Genomic DNA, 17,302 nt, shown 5'->3' with positions numbered 1-17,302 from the left:
CGCGTCAGGCCCTGAGACAGCCCGTTCACCGTAGCGAGATTGGATAGCGTCAGGAAGGCGACGATATAAATGGCAACCAAGGTCAAAGAGAACGAAGACGCGGAAGTCGAACGCGACGGCGCAAGCGACGGCCCTCTTCTCGATCTTTCCGACGACGCGGTCAAGAAGATGATCAAAGCCGCCAAGAAGCGCGGCTATGTGACCATGGACGAGCTCAACGCAGTCCTGCCGTCCGAAGAAGTGACGTCCGAGCAGATCGAAGACACGATGTCGATGCTGTCCGACATGGGCATCAACGTCATCGAGGACGAGGAAGCCGAGGAAGCCGGTGCTTCCGGCAGCAGCGATGACGATGACGCCGGCAGCGACGAGGAGAGCGAAGGCGGCGAACTCGCGCCTTCGAGCGGCACGGCGCTGGCGGCCGCCAAGAAGAAAGAACCGACCGACCGTACCGACGATCCGGTTCGCATGTACCTGCGCGAGATGGGCTCGGTCGAGCTTCTGTCCCGCGAGGGCGAAATCGCGATTGCCAAGCGCATCGAGGCCGGCCGCGAGACGATGATCGCGGGCCTCTGTGAGAGCCCGCTGACCTTCCAGGCGCTGATCATCTGGCGCGACGAACTCAACGAAGGCACGACGCTGCTGCGCGAGATCATCGATCTCGAAACGACCTATTCCGGCCCTGAAGCCAAGGCTGCGCCGCAGTTCCAGAGCCCGGAGAAGATCGAAGCCGATCGCAAGTTAGCAGAAGAGAAGGAAAAGACCCGCCGCGCCCGCTCCGGCGACGACGACATCACCGATGTCGGCGGCGAAGGCCTGCCTGCCGAGGAGGAGGAAGAGGACGAGGACGAATCCAACCTTTCGCTGGCGGCAATGGAAGCCGAGCTTCGCCCGCAGGTGATGGAGACGCTGGATACGATCGCCGAGACCTACAAGAAGCTGCGCAAGCTGCAGGACCAGCAGGTCGAGCAGCGCCTGTCGGCTTCCGGCACGCTGTCCACCGCCCAGGAGCGCCGTTACAAGGAACTCAAAGATGAGCTGATCAAGGCCGTCAAATCTCTGTCCTTGAACCAGAACCGCATCGACGCCCTGGTCGAGCAGCTCTACGACATCAACAAGCGCCTCGTTTCCAACGAGGGCCGCCTGCTGCGTCTGGCCGAATCCTACGGCGTCAAGCGCGACTCTTTCCTGGAGCAGTATCAGGGCGCCGAACTTGATCCGAACTGGATGAAGTCGATCGGCAATCTGGCCGCCCGCGGCTGGAAGGAATTCGCCAGGGGCGAAAACACGACGATCCGCGACATCCGCCAGGAAATCCAGAATCTGGCGACCGAGACTGGTATCTCGATCTCGGAATTCCGCCGCATCGTGCATATGGTGCAGAAGGGCGAGCGCGAAGCGCGCATCGCCAAGAAGGAAATGGTCGAAGCGAACCTTCGCCTGGTCATCTCCATCGCCAAGAAGTATACGAACCGCGGCCTGCAGTTCCTCGACCTCATTCAGGAAGGCAATATCGGCCTGATGAAAGCGGTCGACAAGTTCGAATACCGCCGCGGCTACAAGTTCTCGACCTATGCGACATGGTGGATCCGTCAGGCGATCACCCGTTCGATCGCCGACCAGGCTCGCACGATCCGCATTCCGGTGCACATGATCGAGACGATCAACAAGATCGTCCGGACATCGCGCCAGATGCTGCACGAGATCGGCCGCGAGCCGACGCCGGAAGAACTGGCCGAAAAGCTGGCCATGCCGCTCGAAAAGGTCCGCAAGGTCCTGAAGATCGCCAAGGAGCCGATCTCGCTCGAAACCCCTGTTGGTGACGAAGAGGATTCGCATCTCGGCGACTTCATCGAGGACAAGAACGCGCTGCTGCCGATCGACGCCGCCATCCAGGCGAACCTGCGCGAAACGACGACCCGTGTTCTCGCCTCGCTGACGCCGCGCGAAGAGCGTGTGCTGCGCATGCGCTTCGGCATCGGCATGAACACGGATCACACACTCGAAGAAGTCGGCCAGCAGTTCTCGGTCACCCGCGAACGTATCCGCCAGATCGAGGCGAAGGCGCTGCGCAAGCTGAAGCATCCGAGCCGCTCCAGAAAGCTGAGAAGCTTCCTCGACAGCTAAGGCTTCGGCCACGTCGTTCTGATTGGAAAAGCCGGGCTTCGCGCCCGGCTTTTGCTTTTCGTGATTAATACCAATGATCCCCGGTGTCTTTCTTGTCCCTCTATGGTGACAAGCCTATAATCCGGCCACGGGGGAAGGCATCGATCGCAACGCGCGACCGAGGGTCGCCGTGTGACTGCGTGAACTAATCCTCCGCTAGATCCGGGTGATTTCAGGCCTGACGGGCCTAAAATCTGAATCCGGATCCACATCAAAGAAATAGAGCATGACGTCGTCCGAAAACCGCTGACACTTTTCGGCATCATGCTCTGGGAGGTGCGACATGACCACTTACATTCTTTTGATCAATTGGACGGATCAGGGCATCCGCAATGTGCGCGACTCGGCAAAACGGCTCGATGCGGCGAAGAAATTGCTCGCCAGCGTCGGCGGCTCCTTCAACCAGTTCTTTCTGACGATGGGCGGGCACGACATGGTCGCCGTCTGCGAGGCGCCAGATGACGCCGTCATGGCGCATTTTACCCTTTCGCTGGCGATGGGCGGCAATGTCCGCACGGAGACGCTGAAGGCATTCCCGGAGGCCGCCTACCGGGATCTCATCGGCTCGCTCGGGTAGCCGGAAACGGCGATTGTCGATCTTGAAGGTTGCGGAGCATTGGCTGCGCTGGCAGTGTCGCGGCGTGCTTCAATTTCCGCGGCAGGCTGCGGCCCGACTTTTCGGCAAGCTCATGATGAAAGCGCTCCTCAGTTTCATGATCGTCATCGATCGTCCGACCGCCGCTTGCTGACCGATGGAACTGGCGGCGGGCAAATGGGATGACGGGATCCAGCGGGGCGCTGCGGCGTCGTTCGCGCTGCATGCCATCGCGATCCTGCTCCTTCTGCTGCTGTTGCCGAAGGCCGAGCCGCCGTTGCCGTTGCCGGATGACGGTCTCTCGGTGGAGATCGTCCCGCAGGCCGCGGAATCGCTGAAAATGCCCGAGCCCGCCAAGACGCCTTCGCCGGAACAGGCAAAGCCTGAGGCGGCAAAACCCGAAGCCGAGCCGGCGGCGCCGGTTGCAAATAATCCGCCTGCTGCGGCAATGCCTTCAGCGGCACCGATCACTTTGCCGGTGCCAAAGCCGATGGAATTCGTCGAGGCAAGACAGCTGTTTTCCGACAAGGTCCTTGCCGATCCGCGCAGCCGCCGCGCCCGCGAGGCGCTGCGTGGTCTTGCCGGCAGTGAGCGCAATCTGCAGCTCTGTGACCTCGAGGCGCTGGAGCAGGTGCGCCGGGCGCAGCCGGCCATGGCGCCCGATACGCTTGCGCCCTATGCGATGGCGGCGGAGAAGGTCAGTGGCAATAGCGTCGAGGTGAAGGGCGGCGCCTTCCGCAGCAAACGCAAGTGGTACAACATCCAGTTCAAATGTGAGCTTGATGCCGGCTCCGGCAAGGTCGTGTCCTTCGCCTTTCTCGTCGGTGACGCCATTCCGCAAGATGAATGGCAGGAGCACAATCTGGTGGCCGACGATGGAGCGGCCGACCAATAACCCTCATCGCTGCTCGATCACGCGGTTTTTTTCTTTTGTGGCTTGATGCTGCCGGCTTTAGAGGCCACATCGCTGCTGTGACAGAAGAAGACGTAGAGCCGGCGGAAGCGCAGCACGAAACGGGAAAGCAGCGGCCTGAAATCCGCTGGGGCGTCGTCGCGTCCGTTGTTGCGCACATTCCTATCATTGCTCTTCTCATCTTTGGGCTGCCGAAGATCGAGCCGAAACCTGTCGAAGACGAGACTGTGAAGGTGGAGCTCGTCCCGCCGCCGGAGGAGAAGAAGCCGGAGCCCAAGGAAAAGCCACCGGAGCCGAAGCCGCCGGAAGAGGTGAAGAAGGAACCGCCTCCACCGCCACCTCCGCCGCCACCACCTCCGCCGCCTCCGCCTCCGCCGGCCAGTAAGACTCCCGAGCAAGCTAAGCCGAGGCCTATGCCGACTCTGAGCCCTGTCATCGAGTTTGGCGACAGGAATAGCGGCCCCGAAAAGTCGCTGGCGGGAAATTCTCCTCAGGGCGAAACCAAACCCGCAACAACTCCGCCGCAGCACGATGCCGAACCGGCGCAGATGCCGACAAAGACTGCTGCAGAAAAACCAAAAACTGAGGAGCCTCCGTCAAAACCGGTGCCGGACGACGTGATGCTTCCTGAGGTCGCGACGACTGACGTTTCCCCAGAGCGAAATGGGCCACCGACAGACGTCTCTGGCGAAGCCAATACAAGCATCGAGGAGGCCAAGCGGCCGGAGCAGCAGACGGCTGCGAAACCGAAAGTGATAGCTAAGGACGATCTGCCCAAGGCAAAAACTCTGTTTTCACGGACGGAAGATGGCAGTTTGTTTGCGCAAACTGCGGTCAGTGGTCTTCCGCGCAAAGAGCGAGTGGCCACGCTTTGCACCACCGAGCTTCAGGGCCAACTCGTTCACGGTTCGCCGCCTTATTTCCCGTCCGCATTGCCTAGTTTTGGATTGCGAACCGGTACCATCCTTGATGTAAGAGATGCCGCCTTTGGCACAGTTAAGGGCTGGTACCAGGTTCGTTTCCGCTGCGAGGTGGATGAGGAAGCGACGAAAGTCGTGTCGTTTGCCCACGAAGTTGGTGGATTGATCCCCCGCAGTCAGTATGCGAAATATGAAATTCGTGACTAGTCCTCGTGATCCTGGATTGCGTCTCACCGGCAACAGCCACGCGCAAGCAACCCTGCCTAGCTTCCTCCCATGGCCGTGATGATCCGGTGAAGAAGAGGACAATGATATGTCGAACGAAATCGAGCGTTTCTTTGAGCGTCAGGACGAAGCCGTCAGCGCGCTGTTCCTGGAAAACAAAGGCGACGAGCTGACCGATATTCTGGTGGCTGCTCTGGAAGAGGCTTTCGAAATTCTTCTCGAAGCCGCGCCCGCCGAAACCGTTCATTGAGGTCGGAGAAGGCGTCGAGCACCGATATGCGCTGACTGATCGTGCCGCTTGCGCTGTCCCACCCTGTCGGGATAATGCGGCTGCATCAATGGCCTAGATATCATGTCGATTTTCCAAGAGGATCAACCGCCGTCGGCGGGCGCGCTTGATGCCCGTCTGGCCGGCTACCGGTTCGAACGCGATGCGCTCGGCCGTTCCGCCGCGAGCGTCTTCCGGCTGGAAGCTCTCGGATTGCCGACGCTTTACTTGAAGGTCGAACAAGCCGGTCCTTTTGGCGAACTCGCTGACGAAGCAGCGAGGCTTCGCTGGCTCCAGACTTCCGGCCTGCCCTGTCCTGATGTCATTGCAGAGGACAGCGACGGTGTGCACAACCGGCTGCTGATCAGCGCGCTACCCGGGAGTGATCTCACCAGCGCATCGGCGCTGACGCCGCCTGCGCGGGTCGAACTGCTGGCTATAGCCCTTCTTGACCTGCATCGCTTGCCGATCGCATCCTGCCCGTTCGATCATCGGCTGGAGAGGCGTGTCGCGGCGGCAAAAGCGCGGATGCAGGCCGGCATCGTCGATGAGACCGATTTCGATGAGACGCGGGTTGGAAAGAGTGCCGAGGCTCTGTTTGCCGAACTCGAAAGCGGGAAGCCCAGTCGCGAGGATCTCGTCGTTATCCATGGTGATGCCTGCCTGCCGAATTTCGTCGCGTCGGAAGAGGGATTTTCGGGTTATATCGACTGCAGTCGTCTCGGCGTCGCCGACCGCTATCAGGATATCGCGCTCGCCTGCCGCAGCATCGCCCACAATTTCGGCGAGGCGCTGGTGCAGCCCTTCCTTGATCGCTACGGCATGCCGGCCACGGATCCGGCAAGGCTCGCTTACTACCAGCTGCTCGACGAGTTCTTCTAAGCAGCCGGTTTGGCCGCAATGATTGCGTCATCTCGCTGTGGCTGGCAGAGTGTCCGGCGATCGGACCTGCGGGCAGACAATGGCGAAAAATCAGTTCAGGATGCTGCGCTCGGCGCTGGCAGGCGTCGAAGCGGTAGAAGCGGAAACGCATCACAGCTTTGCGCGGCATACGCATGAGCAGTTCGGCATCGGTTTGATTTCCGCCGGGGCGCAGTCGTCGCTCAGCGGCCGCGGCATGGTGGAGGCAGAGGCCGGCGACATCATCACGGTCAATCCGAACGAAGTGCATGACGGCGCGCCGATCGGCGAGGGGCGGTCGTGGCGCATCCTCTATTTCGATCCCGCCATCGTCAGCGGTCTGTCACGAGAGATCACCGAAAGCGGGGTAGGGCGATCGGAAATCCCGCATCCCGTTATCCGCAATGCGGCGATCGCCGCCCGCTTCGAAATGCTGTTTGGCGCGGTGACCGGCGGCGGGACGGCGGAGGGGTTGCTCTGCGACGAACTGCTTCTGCAACTCGTCGCCGATGTTATGCGGGAGCGCTCTGGTACCGAAGAGCGGCCACTGGTGCCGGCGTCGATCCGCGCGGCTCGAAACCTGATCGACGACGATCCGCTTGCCGCCGTCTCGCTTGACGATCTCTCCAGGGAAAGCGGGCTCAGCCGTTTCCAGGTGCTGCGCGGTTTTGCCAAGGCGACCGGATTGACGCCGCATGCCTATCTCGTCCAGGCCCGCATCCATATCGCCCGACGAATGATCGCTCAGGGCATGCCGCTTGCGGAAGCGGCCTTTGCCAGCGGCTTTGCCGACCAGAGCCACATGACGCGGGTCTTCGTGCGCAAATACGGCCTGTCGCCGCGTCTCTATGCCGGCGCCTTTCTCTGAGCGGCTGCTTTGCACCTGCAATTTCGTTCAAGACCCCGACAGGCTCCTGCTGTTTTCTCGGCGCATGCAACAGGAGACGCTGAATGTCGAGGCAGGTTCAAGGTTATGTCTATCTGGCGCTGGCGATGCTGACGGTCGGAAGCACTGTGATCGCAAGCAAGCTGATCGCTTCGGGCCTGCCGCCGTTCAGCGCCACCGCATTGCGCTTCGCTATCGCCTTTCCTGTCCTTCTCCTGCTAATGCGGGCGACCGGCGCGCGGCTGCCGAGGTTTTCCCGGCATGACCGCCTCATCCTCATCATTCAGGCCGGGGCCGGCAGTGTTGGTTACACGACGCTGCTGATCTCCGGCCTCAGCCTGACCTCGGCGGCCGATGCCGGCGTCATTATCGGCACGCTGCCGGTGGTGTCGGCAGCAATCTCCATCCTGCTGCTGCGCGAACGGCCGCAGCGTGCCCTGCTTCTCGCCGTGGCGCTTGCGACATCAGGCGTGCTGTCGATCGCCTTCACGCCGGATGCGGCCGGCGGATCATTGGCCGGCAATGCGCTGATCTTCTGCGCCGTCGTCTGCGAAGGGCTGTTCATCCTGCTGAATAAAAAGCTGAAGACGGAGGTTGCGCCGCTTACCCTGTCGACGCTGATGGCCGGCATCGGCTTCATCGTTGCCGCCATCCCGGCTATTTTCGAAGCGCCTTTCGCAGATGGCATTTCAGCAAGCGCTGTCGCCGCCGTCGTCTATTATGCGCTGGTGCCGACCGTCGGCGGATTTCTGCTGTGGTATGCGGGGGCAGAAAGAGTGAGCGGCACGGAGGCCGCGCTCTTCACGGCGCTGGCGCCGGTTTCCGCCGTCATGCTTGCCGTCATCATCCTTGGCGAGCCGGTCGGGCTCAGCCAGATCGCCGGCATCGCCTGCGTACTTGCGGCCGTGCTCGGGCTTGCCTTTGCCGGGAGCCGTTCATTGAAACCTGCCGGGGGAAGATAGACCATGCAGTTCAGCCATTCCCGTGCCATGTGGCAGGCCTTTCCGGAGCTTCGCGCCGGCGCGCTCCATTCCGAAGGCATCCATGCGGATGCCGATGTCGAGGCGGCGATCGCAAGCTTCAGCGCAATCGCCGAGGCCCGGCTGGCCAAAGCGCAGGAAGGCGAATTCCCCGAAATCCAGGCCTGGCGGCGCGGCTTTTCCCGCATGGGCCTGAAGCCGACGCAATATCGCTGCGCTTCCGAGGCGCTACTGCGCCGCTTCCGCCAGGAACATGCGCTGCCGCGCCTGCATCCGCTCATCGATCTCTGCAATTCGATTTCGCTCGCCTTCGCCATTCCGATCGCCGTCTTCGACACTGAAAAGATCGCTGGCGATCTCGAGGTCCGGCGAGCCAAGGGTGACGAGACCTATCTGACTTTCGCCGGCGAAAGCGAGCATCCGGAGACGAACGAAGTGATCTTTGCAGACGCGGAGGACAGGGCACATGCACGGCGCTGGACGAACCGGCAGAGCGGGCTTTCGGCGGTGCGGGAGACGACGCACTCGGTGCTGATCGTTGTCGAGGCCCTGCACGTCTCCGCCGGCGACGACATCGCCAGGCTGGTCGAAACAGTTGCGGATGCGCTTGCGCGACACTGGCCGGCGGCGCCGAAAACGGCGATGCTGAGCTTTGTATCGCCGCGTTTCGAGTTCTAAGGGCGCGCAGCATTTCAGGGAAAGCTGCGTTCGAGGCCTTGGGCTGGCGGCATGCCCGCCCTATCTCCATGCGATCGATATCTCCTGGAGACGAACCCCATGTCAGATAAGTCGTTCAAGATTCCGGGGCCGGATCATCCGATCACCGTCGAGCACAATCCCTCCCGCGTCGTCGTCACGCTCGGCGGCAAGACGATTGCCGATACGCACGATGCGCTGACGCTGTGCGAGGCCTCCTATCCGCCGGTGCAATATATTCCGCGCAAGGATGTGGACATGTCGCTGCTTCAACGCACCGACCATAGCAGCCATTGCCCCTATAAGGGCGACGCCTCCTATTACAGCATCATTCCGGGCGGGGAGCGCTCGAAGAATGCCGTCTGGACCTACGAGGCGCCGAATGCCGCGGTCAGCAACATCAAGGATCATCTCGCCTTCTATCCCGACCGCGTCGACGGTATCGAGGAAATGGCCTCTCCGGAAGCCGGCGCCTTTTGACGGTGCGCACGACCTGAAACCCGTTCCGGCGGAACATGTTGTCCGCCGGTCCGTTAGGGTTATCTAGCGGGGGATATGCCGTGCCGAAATTCTACTTTCAACTTTTCGATCGTGATGGCGCCGGGACGACCGAGACGGCCTATGATTTTGAATCCATCGAAGCCGCGAAAGCGGAGGCGCGGCGCGTGTTGGCGGAGATGGCCACCGAAGGCTTGCCGACTGCACCTTTGAATATGATGTCGGTGGAACTCTTCGATGAAAGCCGTAGGCCGCTCGCGGAAATCCGGCTCATTCTCGAAGAAATCGCCAAATAGCCGCGATAAGGATGCCGGCCCTGTGAATGGCCGTCGATCGCACGCAAAGCAATCAAAAGACTATGTCAAATTTAATTGCCGGCTATGAAGGCGGGTCTTAGCGTCGCGCCCATCGACCGAGTCGGATTGATGCGTAGGAGTGACCGCGGCAGCCCTTAAACGGCGGCCGCTATCGTAAGACGTCGAGCCATTCATTGTTGAAGACGAGGCTGGCAACCGTGACCGGATCGCCGCTCTCGTCGCGAACGGTGATGGCGATGGTCATGCGATCACCCGCGGGCAGTTCGTCGCGGGCCACATCCAGCAGGATGCGGGTCAGCTCTTTCGGAATGTCTTCGCGAGATTTGAGCTCGGTGCCGTGCTCGTCGCGAGTCGGACCTTCCCCATTGTGTAGATCGAAATAGTAGCGAGCCATGTTCTTTCCTGCGCATCCCAGGGAGAAATCACAGATGAAGACAATTGTTCCCGGGGCTAGGCATTGATTCTTATAGAAAATACAGGTCGCATCGAAATGATCAGGAACTCTTGTGATATCGGCGGGCAGGCTCGTGATTGAATCCCTGCTGTTGAATCTTGGAAGCCGAGATGTGCTGTCGGCTGAAGAGGAAAGTCATCTCAGAGCGATCATCGTCAAAGACAGGTATTTTGCTGCCGGGGAGGATCTCGTCTCCGAAGGGAGCCGACCGGCCTACAGCACGCTGCTGCTCGATGGTTTTGCGGCGCGCTATAAGGTGATGGCGGATGGCAGCCGCCAGATCACCGCGCTGCATGTCGCCGGCGATTTCGTCGATCTGCATGCTTTCCCGATCAAGAAGATGGATCACGGCATCGTCGCGCTGTCGTCCTGTCATGTTGCGTTTGCCGATCACGCCGATCTCAAGGCGATCACCGAGCGCATGCCGCACCTGACCCGGCTGCTCTGGCTCGATACGCTGGTCGATGGCGCCATCCACCGCGAGTGGATCGTCGCCATGGGCCGGCGCTCAAAGCGCGCCCATATCGCCCATCTCGTCTGCGAACTCTTCGTGCGGCTGCAGGTGGTGAAGCGGACGCGCGGCGCAAGCTTCCAGTTTCCGTTGACGCAGATCGAGATGGCCGACGTGCTCGGCGTTTCCGTCGTCCACCTGAACAAGACTTTGCAGGCGCTGAGGCGCGAGGGCGTGTTCACCTGGGAGAACCGGACGATCACCATCGTCGACTGGGAACGCCTGCAGGAAATCGCCGAATTCGATCCCGGCTATCTCAGCATCTTCAGGGAACCACGCTAAGACCGAGGTATCACACAATCCGGTGACACCAGCTCATTGCGATTGACAATTCGACCATTCGGGCAGAACACCGCCTCGACCTTCTTAAAACTCTTATAAAGGCTGGCGGACCCGCGCTGCCGGCCGGTGACATCGCAATGGACATATCCCAAGGACCGGGGAGCGTTCTTCGCCACCCCGGCTATCTGAACTTCGCTGCCTCCCGCGTTTTTTCCTCGCTCTCCTTCCAGTCCATTGGCATCGCCATGGGGTGGATGATCTACGATCAGACACACAGCGCCTTTGCGCTCGGCCTAGTCGGCTTGTGCCAATTCCTGCCGATGGCGGTGCTGACCTTCGTCGTCGGCCATGTCGCCGACCGGTTCGACCGGCGGCGCATCGGGCTCGTCTGCCAGTTGATCGAAGCGGTGACGGCGCTGGTGCTGGCGGTTGCCACCTGGCAGCAATGGCTGACGCCGGCCGGCATCCTTGCCGCCGTCACCGTGCTCGGCGCCGTCGTCGCCTTTGAACGGCCGACCATGGCGGCGCTGTTGCCGAACATCGTGCCGGCCTCGATGTTGCAGAAGGCGGTCGCAACCTCGACCTCGTTGATGCAGACGGCGATGATCATCGGCCCCTCGCTCGGAGGCCTGCTTTATGGCCTCCACCCCGTCGCGCCTTTTGCTATATCGGCGCTGCTCTTTGCCGTCGCAAGCTTCAACGTCATCTCGATCCGCATGCAATGGAGCCCTGCCAAGCGTGAGCCGGTGACGCTCGCCTCGGTCTTTGCCGGCGTCTCCTTCATCCGCAGCCGGCCGGTGATGCTCGGCACGATCTCGCTCGATCTCTTCGCGGTGCTGCTCGGCGGCGCGACTGCGCTGCTGCCGATGTTCGCCAGCGATATCCTGCATGCCGGTCCCTGGGGCCTCGGTTTTCTGCGCGCGGCCCCGGCGGTCGGCGCGCTTGCCATGTCGATCATGCTCGCTCGCCGGCCACTGAGCAGCAATGTCGGTCGCAAGATGCTCGCCGCCGTCGCCGTGTTCGGCGTCGCCACCATCGTCTTCTCGCTGTCGACCAATATCGCGCTTTCCGTCGTCGCGCTGCTCGTCATCGGCGCGTCCGATACGGTGAGCGTCGTCGTGCGCAGCTCGCTGGTGCAGCTTTTGACGCCGGACGAGATGCGTGGTCGTGTCAGTGCCGTCAACTCGCTGTTCATCGGCACCTCCAACCAGCTCGGCGAATTCGAATCCGGCATGATGGCGGCGGCGCTTGGGCCGGTCGCCACCGGCATCGTCGGCGGCTTCGGCACGATCGTCGTCGTGCTCCTGTGGATGCGGCTCTTCCCCGATCTTACCAAGGTCAAGACGCTGCAGGGTTAGCACATGCATGACGCGTTGAAAGCGGCGACCGCTCCCGTTAGGTTCGGCCCGAAACATCATTCGGCGGAGCCGCGCGTGACGACAAATTTTCTATCCTGTGTGCTTGCGGCGGTTTTCACGTCGGTGCCGGCCGTGGCGCTGGCCGAGTGGCAGGCGGTCGAAGAGGTGCGGCCCTATTCGATATCAGGCACCTCGGGCGCCGGGCTTTATGAATCGATCGGCGAGCGTGGCCCGAAGGCGGGCGGCTTCGGCCGGGCAATCGCGCATACGACGTTCAAGCTGACCTGGACCAGGAAATACGAACCGCAGGGAAATGCCTGCGTTATCGTCACCAACCTGCCGAAGCTCATCATCACCTATACGCTGCCGAAACCATCTGCTGCTCTGCCAGCTGCCGTGAAGAGCAGCTGGGAGGCCTTCATATCAGGTGTGCAGGCGCATGAGCGGGTGCATGGCGAGACCATCAAGGAGATGGTCAAGGAGATCGAGGCGACAAGCATCGGCCTCACCGTTGCCGATGATCCCGATTGCAAGAAGATCAGGATCGAGCTGACCCGCCGGCTCGGCGAGATCTCCCAAAGACAGCGCCAGCGCGGCCGCGACTTCGACAAGATCGAAATGGGTGACGGCGGCAATATCCAGCAGCTCATCCTCAAGCTGGTCAATGGTCCCTGATCACCAGGAGGACGATAAGCGCGCGCGGTAGCCGCTCGGCAGCAGACTGGACCCGTTTGGCAAGTCTCCTATCTCTTCCGTGATAACCGGGCGCAGACACGCAAAGGAGGAGCGAGATGTCCTATGTCGATGGTTTCATCGTGGCGGTTCCGAAGGGGAATATCGAGGCCTACAAGGAATTCTCGACCTTCGCCGGCTCGATCTGGAAGGAATATGGCGCGCTCGAATATGTCGAATGTATCGGCGACGACGTGCCCTATGGCGAGTTGACCTCCTTTCCCCGCGCCGTGCAGGCGAAGGAGGACGAGGTGGTGGTATTTTCCTGGATCGTCTACAGCTCGCGCCAGGAGCGCGACGATATCAATGCCAAGGTAATGGACGATCCCAGGCTCAAGGGTGACCAGTGGCAGATGCCATTCGACGGCAAGCGGATGATCTACGGCGGCTTCGAAGTGTTGCTCAGGCTCTGATCGCCCGGGCAAGCTTGACTTTGCCCGGGCAAGCTTGACTTTGCCCCGTCAAGCTTGACTTGCCCGCGCAAGCTTGACTTGCGCCGAGTAGCGCGCCAACTCGCGAGACATTCTTCTCGAAGCAGGAGAGCGCCTTGCCCCAGACGATCCTCACCTTGTCCACACGCGGACAGGGCCTTTACGAGTTCACCCACCAGGCGGAGGCCTTCGTCAGCGCGTCGGGGCGGGAGGAGGGGCTTCTCACGGTCTTCGTGCGCCACACCTCCTGTTCGCTGCTGATCCAGGAAAATGCCGATCCCGATGTGCGCACCGATCTTCTCTCCTTCTTCCACCGCCTCGTGCCGCCGGCTTCCGATCCTGAGATGGACTGGGTCGTGCACAGGGCCGAGGGGCCGGACGACATGCCGGCGCATATCAAGGCGGCGCTGACGCAGGTCTCGATCGGCATTCCTGTTGCCAGGGGGCGGCTGATGCTCGGCACCTGGCAGGGGCTTTATCTTTTCGAACATCGCGACCGGCCGCACCGGCGGGAAATCGTGCTGCATTTCAGCGATTGAAATCGGTTAATGCTTGTGAATGCAAACTGAATGCCCGGTTCGAACACCATTCATTTTGCGGCGGTTACTGTCGAGACAATCCCTGAAGGGAGAGCTTGGAATTCAATCGACGGAGACACAACATGACGCATTTCCTGACCAAGGCTTCGCTTGCCGCTCTGCTCGCCCTCTGCACTATTCCGGCCACCGTTTCCACGGCGGCCGCCGCCGGACCGCAGACGAACTTCGTCGTCGAGGCGCAATACCATCGTCCGATCCGCGGCTGCTCGCCGATGCATGCGGTGCGCAAGGCGCGTGATTTCGGCCTACGGGACGCCCGCATCACCCGCATGTCGCCGCGGGTGGTTGTCGTCGCCGGACGCGAACGCCGCGGCTGGGACAGGATCACCTTCGCGAATGTCCGCGGCTGCCCGCTGATCCGGCGCTGAGGACTGCGGCCGGAGGCGCCGATGCGGTGCTTCCGGTCCGTTTTTGCCTTGACGCTGACACTTTCAGCCGTCTCTTCTCTGACCTGTATGAGTGATTCCCAAATGACGCTTCGGCGTGATGCGGACCAATGGGGAGGGCGGCTCGACCGCACCGACTTTCAAACGAAAGGTTTTTCGATGATGCAGTTTCTGGCAAAGGCGGGTCTTGCCGTCATGCTGACAGCCGGTACCCTTGCCGGCACGGTGGTCCCGGCTGCCGCCCAGTTGAATATCATTATTGGCGAGCCGGACCGTGGTCCGCCGCAGAACTATCGCCGTCCGCCTCCGGGTTATGACCGTCCGCCTCAGGGCTACGGCCGGCCGTCGCGCGGCTGCAATCCGCAGCTCGCCGAAAACCTTGCTCGCGATTACGGCTTCCGCCGCGCGAGGGTCGTTGACATCACGCCCCGCCGGGTGATCGTCCAGGGCTGGACGCGTCGCGGCCAAGATGAAATGAGCTTCGGCAATGTGCGCGGCTGCCCCGCTCTGCGCCGCTAATCGTTAGACGAAAACGCCGCCCCGTCTCCCCGATGCGGCGGCCAAGAACCGCCTTTGCCCGTCTCCCCGGATCGGCAAGGGCGGTTTTCTTTTGCGCTCAGTTTGACTGCGCTCTTTCCTCCGGCATCATCCGGTCTTGTGTATGAATCCAAGACCCCTCCCCAACCCCTCCCCACAAGGGGGAGGGGCTAAGCTGTGGCCCCGGCGGGACCAAAAAGCAGACGTGTCGCTGGCTGTTACCGCTCTACTGATTGCTACGATGGAGGTCACGTGAAGTGGGGGCGGCATGTTAGCCCCTCCCCCTTGTGGGGAGGGGTTGGGGAGGGGTCTTGCTTTGTGAGCGGCAGCCGCCGGCGCCAGACGGACAGGATCGGCCTGATCTGCAGCCTATCAACCGGAGGCAGATGCTTGGGGCACAAGCCGGATGATGACGAAGGTAATTGGCACACATTGTCAGCAATCCGAGCCCCGCGCGTCTCAAATGACGCGCGGGGCTTTCAATTTACTGCTCGATCGCGAAGGTCACGGTGACGCTGACATTGTAATTATTCTCGCCGCCCTGGACGGGAACGGCAGCGTCGGAGGCCTCCTTCATCATCGTGGCGCGATAGACCGGCTGCGGCATTGCGCGCGGCACATTCTCGTTGATCTCGAGAATGCGGCCGAGCTTGACGCCGGCGGCTTCGCTGAGCGTCTTCGCCCTCTTGACGGCATCGGCGACCGCGGCCTTGCGCGCCTCTTCGATCGCGGCGTCCGGTTTGTCGTTGGTGAACTGGATTTCGCCGCCCTGGTTGATGCCGAGGGTGACGGACTGGTCGATCACCGCGCCGAGCTTGGCGAGATCGCGCAGCCTGACGGTGACCGAATTGATGGTCTGGTAGCCGATCAGCTGCGGCTGCTGCTGTTGGCCGTCGACCGGCTGCGGATAATTGTATTGCGGCTGGATGGAAAAGCCGGAAGTCTGGAGGTCGCGCTCGGCGATGCCGCCGCTCTTCAGCGCGGCAAGCACGTCGTTCATCGCCTTGTTGTTCTCATCGAGCGCTTCGCGGGCGGTTTTCGCCTGTTTGACGACGGCGAGATTGACGATGGCCATATCGGGAGCGACGGAGGATTCGCCATCGCCGGTCACCGAAATCACCGGCTCGCGCGGCTTTGCCTCCTGTGCGAAGGCGGGCGCTGCGGCGGCGAGCGGCAGCGCCAGAAGGGCGGTCATCAGGACAGTTCTGGTATAGATCGGCGCCATGTTTTCATTCCTTGGTTGTCGTTTCCCGGAACAGCTTTCTGTCGGTTGATTGTGAAGCTATTGCGGCGGAAAAGACAGGCGCATGCGCAGCGAGAGAAAAATCTGCGGGTTGCATGCATTGGAGCTTGAACCCGGAGGACGTCCGCCGAGCCTTAAGAGCCGAAACGGCTGGACCGGAACCGACGGCTCGCTATCATATGGCGATCATCGACGACGAGGAAGCAATGTTCGAAACGCTCGATCCCGTCCCGTCTGAGATCGCCACCGCGATCTCCGACGGCCTGAACGCCTTCAATGAGAGCGCTGAGATCAGACGCGAGGCCTTCGACATCGTCTGGAGGGAGAGTGGAGGGCTTGCCGGCGGGATAACGGCGTCCGTTTCCTTCTCTGTTCTTTTTCATCGGCAATCTGTGGGTCAAAAAATCGCTGCGCCTGAGCGGGATCGGTCGGACGCTGATGGCGGCGGCGGAAGAAGAAGGCCGCCGCCGCGCCGCCGTCATGGCCTGCGTCGACACGCTCTCGACCCAGGCGCCGGACTTTTACCCGAAGCTCGGATATGTCGAATTCGGCAGGATCAGCGGGCATGCGGGAGGCCGGCCTGTCGACCGGATCTGGTTCCGCAAGGAATTTTCCGCCGCGGCCTGATCAGAAGCCGCTGGCGGCTTCCCATCAGATATCAACTGAAATGACATTGGAGGACGTAATCGCGGGGGCAGACGAGTCGGTTGACTCGCCAATTGTCCGACTAGGCGCCGAAATCGTCCATGAAGGATGGATGGATAGCGGGCTTGCGCTCTTCGCGTGCGTCGCGAATGCGCTGGGGAACCGCACCGAGACCAGCAACGAAGCGGGTCAGAAGATTGCGGTTGAAAAGTTTATGTATGGCACTCATGGCAGTTCACTCATTCTTTTTTTTGTTAGCCGGCAGCATATATTTTGCCCAGACTGCCGTAACAATGGGCAATTTAGCATGACAGTTATGCGACAGTGCATGGCTGGAGCGCGGTTGGCCCAAAACGTGATCACATTGCCGTTAGAAGCGGCTGTCGAGGGCGGTCGGCTGCTATAAATCCTCGTCGGTGTTGGCCGTGGGTGGTAGATTGCCCGCTTGGGGTAAAACCATGTCCCTCCGAAGGAGAAGCTCAGATGAACCGATTTTTCGCATTTATCGCGACCGGAACGCTGATCAGCCTTGCCGCGATCACTTCGGGCTGCACATTGTCCGGAAGCCTCGACCAGACGTCGTCGATCGGCGGCGGTTATTATGAGCGTCAGCCGCTTAATCCGGCGTGTGGGGGTGGGTTCAGGCCGAGTGATGGGCGCTCTTGCAGTTATTAGGATGTGCGCCGATCGGGCATGATGCCGCCGGACGAAGTCGCGTGATCGTGGCCATCGCCGGAGGCGAACTATCGCGCAATCAGAC

The 17,302-nt window shown here is 61.3% G+C and carries 22 protein-coding genes and 1 pseudogene; 20 read left to right on the top strand and 3 right to left on the bottom strand.

Annotation, left to right across the window (positions count from 1 at the left end; genetic code table 11):
- The first annotated feature begins 69 nt into the window (after positions 1-69).
- The 11 genes from rpoD (at position 70) to AC25BC_RS14900 (ending at position 9,343) form a co-directional block, all read left to right on the top strand.
- The gene (gene rpoD, locus AC25BC_RS14950; protein WP_003561200.1) at positions 70-2,127 is read left to right on the top strand and encodes an RNA polymerase sigma factor RpoD; all 2,058 of its coding nucleotides are present in this window, start codon (positions 70-72) and stop codon (positions 2,125-2,127) included.
- 322 nt (positions 2,128-2,449) lie between these two features.
- Positions 2,450-2,743: a GYD domain-containing protein gene (locus AC25BC_RS14945; protein ID WP_012758379.1), complete on the top strand. Its 294-nt coding sequence runs from the start codon at positions 2,450-2,452 to the stop codon at positions 2,741-2,743.
- Positions 2,744-2,918: 175 nt separating this feature from the next.
- Complete coding sequence (locus tag AC25BC_RS14940) at positions 2,919-3,656, top strand: DUF930 domain-containing protein (protein WP_128438208.1); 738 nt, start codon at positions 2,919-2,921, stop codon at positions 3,654-3,656.
- Between the two features lie 35 nt (positions 3,657-3,691).
- Positions 3,692-4,801 carry a DUF930 domain-containing protein gene (locus tag AC25BC_RS14935; RefSeq protein WP_041935559.1) on the top strand — a complete coding sequence of 370 codons (1,110 nt, stop codon included), beginning with the start codon at positions 3,692-3,694 and terminating at the stop codon, positions 4,799-4,801.
- A gap of 106 nt (positions 4,802-4,907) precedes the next feature.
- Positions 4,908-5,069 (top strand): hypothetical protein, encoded by a 162-nt coding sequence (locus tag AC25BC_RS14930; RefSeq protein ID WP_012758376.1) that lies wholly within the window; start codon positions 4,908-4,910, stop codon positions 5,067-5,069.
- 102 nt (positions 5,070-5,171) lie between these two features.
- Positions 5,172-5,969 carry an APH(3')-II family aminoglycoside O-phosphotransferase gene (locus tag AC25BC_RS14925; protein WP_012758375.1) on the top strand — a complete coding sequence of 266 codons (798 nt, stop codon included), beginning with the start codon at positions 5,172-5,174 and terminating at the stop codon, positions 5,967-5,969.
- 79 nt (positions 5,970-6,048) lie between these two features.
- On the top strand, positions 6,049-6,855 hold the full coding sequence (locus AC25BC_RS14920) for an AraC family transcriptional regulator (protein WP_012758374.1): 807 nt from the start codon (positions 6,049-6,051) through the stop codon (positions 6,853-6,855).
- Positions 6,856-6,938: 83 nt separating this feature from the next.
- Positions 6,939-7,835 (top strand): DMT family transporter, encoded by an 897-nt coding sequence (locus AC25BC_RS14915; RefSeq protein WP_012758373.1) that lies wholly within the window; start codon positions 6,939-6,941, stop codon positions 7,833-7,835.
- Positions 7,836-7,838: 3 nt separating this feature from the next.
- Positions 7,839-8,531 (top strand): B3/B4 domain-containing protein, encoded by a 693-nt coding sequence (locus AC25BC_RS14910; RefSeq protein ID WP_012758372.1) that lies wholly within the window; start codon positions 7,839-7,841, stop codon positions 8,529-8,531.
- Positions 8,532-8,630: 99 nt separating this feature from the next.
- The gene (locus AC25BC_RS14905) at positions 8,631-9,029 is read left to right on the top strand and encodes a DUF427 domain-containing protein (RefSeq protein WP_012758371.1); all 399 of its coding nucleotides are present in this window, start codon (positions 8,631-8,633) and stop codon (positions 9,027-9,029) included.
- 80 nt (positions 9,030-9,109) lie between these two features.
- Positions 9,110-9,343, top strand: a complete 234-nt coding sequence (locus AC25BC_RS14900) for a DUF6894 family protein (protein ID WP_012758370.1) — start codon at positions 9,110-9,112, stop codon at positions 9,341-9,343.
- A 169-nt stretch (positions 9,344-9,512) separates the two neighbouring features.
- Here AC25BC_RS14900 and AC25BC_RS14895 read toward each other — a convergent pair whose 3' ends face one another.
- Positions 9,513-9,758 carry a DUF6894 family protein gene (locus tag AC25BC_RS14895; RefSeq protein WP_012758369.1) on the bottom strand — a complete coding sequence of 82 codons (246 nt, stop codon included), beginning with the start codon at positions 9,756-9,758 and terminating at the stop codon, positions 9,513-9,515.
- Positions 9,759-9,891: 133 nt separating this feature from the next.
- Here AC25BC_RS14895 and AC25BC_RS14890 point away from each other — a divergent pair, with 133 nt between their 5' ends.
- From AC25BC_RS14890 to AC25BC_RS14860, 7 genes are all read left to right on the top strand, one after another.
- Positions 9,892-10,611, top strand: a complete 720-nt coding sequence (locus AC25BC_RS14890) for a Crp/Fnr family transcriptional regulator (protein ID WP_041935684.1) — start codon at positions 9,892-9,894, stop codon at positions 10,609-10,611.
- A 137-nt stretch (positions 10,612-10,748) separates the two neighbouring features.
- Positions 10,749-11,969, top strand: a complete 1,221-nt coding sequence (locus tag AC25BC_RS14885; protein ID WP_012758367.1) for an MFS transporter — start codon at positions 10,749-10,751, stop codon at positions 11,967-11,969.
- A 3-nt stretch (positions 11,970-11,972) separates the two neighbouring features.
- A complete protein-coding gene (locus AC25BC_RS14880) occupies positions 11,973-12,644 on the top strand; it encodes a DUF922 domain-containing Zn-dependent protease (protein WP_012758366.1) in 672 nt (223 codons plus the stop codon).
- 116 nt (positions 12,645-12,760) lie between these two features.
- Positions 12,761-13,114, top strand: a complete 354-nt coding sequence (locus AC25BC_RS14875; protein ID WP_012758365.1) for a DUF1428 domain-containing protein — start codon at positions 12,761-12,763, stop codon at positions 13,112-13,114.
- Between the two features lie 134 nt (positions 13,115-13,248).
- Complete coding sequence (locus AC25BC_RS14870) at positions 13,249-13,671, top strand: secondary thiamine-phosphate synthase enzyme YjbQ (RefSeq protein ID WP_012758364.1); 423 nt, start codon at positions 13,249-13,251, stop codon at positions 13,669-13,671.
- Positions 13,672-13,793: 122 nt separating this feature from the next.
- Positions 13,794-14,099, top strand: a complete 306-nt coding sequence (locus tag AC25BC_RS14865) for a hypothetical protein (RefSeq protein WP_012758363.1) — start codon at positions 13,794-13,796, stop codon at positions 14,097-14,099.
- Positions 14,100-14,276: 177 nt separating this feature from the next.
- Positions 14,277-14,636, top strand: coding sequence for a hypothetical protein (locus tag AC25BC_RS14860; RefSeq protein ID WP_026157429.1), 360 nt, complete (start codon positions 14,277-14,279; stop codon positions 14,634-14,636).
- 502 nt (positions 14,637-15,138) lie between these two features.
- On the opposite strand, the gene AC25BC_RS14855 is transcribed toward AC25BC_RS14860, so the two are convergent.
- Entirely contained in the window at positions 15,139-15,879 is a 741-nt protein-coding gene (locus AC25BC_RS14855) for an SIMPL domain-containing protein (RefSeq protein WP_012758361.1), read from the bottom strand.
- A 197-nt stretch (positions 15,880-16,076) separates the two neighbouring features.
- On the opposite strand from AC25BC_RS14855, the pseudogene AC25BC_RS14850 reads away from it, so the two are divergent.
- A pseudogene (locus tag AC25BC_RS14850) lies at positions 16,077-16,524 on the top strand (GNAT family N-acetyltransferase).
- Positions 16,525-16,624: 100 nt separating this feature from the next.
- Here the strand turns inward: AC25BC_RS14850 and AC25BC_RS14845 are convergent.
- Positions 16,625-16,771 (bottom strand): hypothetical protein, encoded by a 147-nt coding sequence (locus AC25BC_RS14845; protein ID WP_003561157.1) that lies wholly within the window; start codon positions 16,769-16,771, stop codon positions 16,625-16,627.
- 254 nt (positions 16,772-17,025) lie between these two features.
- Between AC25BC_RS14845 and AC25BC_RS14840 the strand changes: the two genes are divergently transcribed.
- Entirely contained in the window at positions 17,026-17,217 is a 192-nt protein-coding gene (locus tag AC25BC_RS14840; protein WP_012758360.1) for a hypothetical protein, read from the top strand.
- Positions 17,218-17,302: the final 85 nt, after the last annotated feature.

It is taken from the genome of Rhizobium sp. WSM409 (assembly GCF_057653825.1).
The sequence above is the reverse complement of the archived record's forward strand: the minus strand, read 5'-3'. Positions and strand labels throughout refer to the sequence as shown.

Bases quoted from the DNA above. Each gene is read 5' to 3' on its own strand.
- AC25BC_RS14930 (WP_012758376.1), top strand. From the start codon at position 4,908: ATGTCGAACGAAATCGAGCGTTTCTTTGAGCGTCAGGACGAAGCCGTC.
- AC25BC_RS14880 (WP_012758366.1), top strand. From the start codon at position 11,973: ATGCATGACGCGTTGAAAGCGGCGACCGCTCCCGTTAGGTTCGGCCCG.
- AC25BC_RS14910 (WP_012758372.1), top strand. From the start codon at position 7,839: ATGCAGTTCAGCCATTCCCGTGCCATGTGGCAGGCCTTTCCGGAGCTT.
- AC25BC_RS14885 (WP_012758367.1), top strand. From the start codon at position 10,749: ATGGACATATCCCAAGGACCGGGGAGCGTTCTTCGCCACCCCGGCTAT.
- AC25BC_RS14840 (WP_012758360.1), top strand. From the start codon at position 17,026: ATGAACCGATTTTTCGCATTTATCGCGACCGGAACGCTGATCAGCCTT.
- AC25BC_RS14860 (WP_026157429.1), top strand. From the start codon at position 14,277: ATGATGCAGTTTCTGGCAAAGGCGGGTCTTGCCGTCATGCTGACAGCC.
- AC25BC_RS14920 (WP_012758374.1), top strand. From the start codon at position 6,049: ATGGCGAAAAATCAGTTCAGGATGCTGCGCTCGGCGCTGGCAGGCGTC.
- AC25BC_RS14915 (WP_012758373.1), top strand. From the start codon at position 6,939: ATGTCGAGGCAGGTTCAAGGTTATGTCTATCTGGCGCTGGCGATGCTG.
- AC25BC_RS14865 (WP_012758363.1), top strand. From the start codon at position 13,794: ATGACGCATTTCCTGACCAAGGCTTCGCTTGCCGCTCTGCTCGCCCTC.
- AC25BC_RS14895 (WP_012758369.1), bottom strand. From the start codon at position 9,758: ATGGCTCGCTACTATTTCGATCTACACAATGGGGAAGGTCCGACTCGC.
- AC25BC_RS14905 (WP_012758371.1), top strand. From the start codon at position 8,631: ATGTCAGATAAGTCGTTCAAGATTCCGGGGCCGGATCATCCGATCACC.
- AC25BC_RS14945 (WP_012758379.1), top strand. From the start codon at position 2,450: ATGACCACTTACATTCTTTTGATCAATTGGACGGATCAGGGCATCCGC.
- AC25BC_RS14845 (WP_003561157.1), bottom strand. From the start codon at position 16,771: ATGAGTGCCATACATAAACTTTTCAACCGCAATCTTCTGACCCGCTTC.
- AC25BC_RS14855 (WP_012758361.1), bottom strand. From the start codon at position 15,879: ATGGCGCCGATCTATACCAGAACTGTCCTGATGACCGCCCTTCTGGCG.
- rpoD (WP_003561200.1), top strand. From the start codon at position 70: ATGGCAACCAAGGTCAAAGAGAACGAAGACGCGGAAGTCGAACGCGAC.
- AC25BC_RS14875 (WP_012758365.1), top strand. From the start codon at position 12,761: ATGTCCTATGTCGATGGTTTCATCGTGGCGGTTCCGAAGGGGAATATC.
- AC25BC_RS14940 (WP_128438208.1), top strand. From the start codon at position 2,919: ATGGAACTGGCGGCGGGCAAATGGGATGACGGGATCCAGCGGGGCGCT.
- AC25BC_RS14925 (WP_012758375.1), top strand. From the start codon at position 5,172: ATGTCGATTTTCCAAGAGGATCAACCGCCGTCGGCGGGCGCGCTTGAT.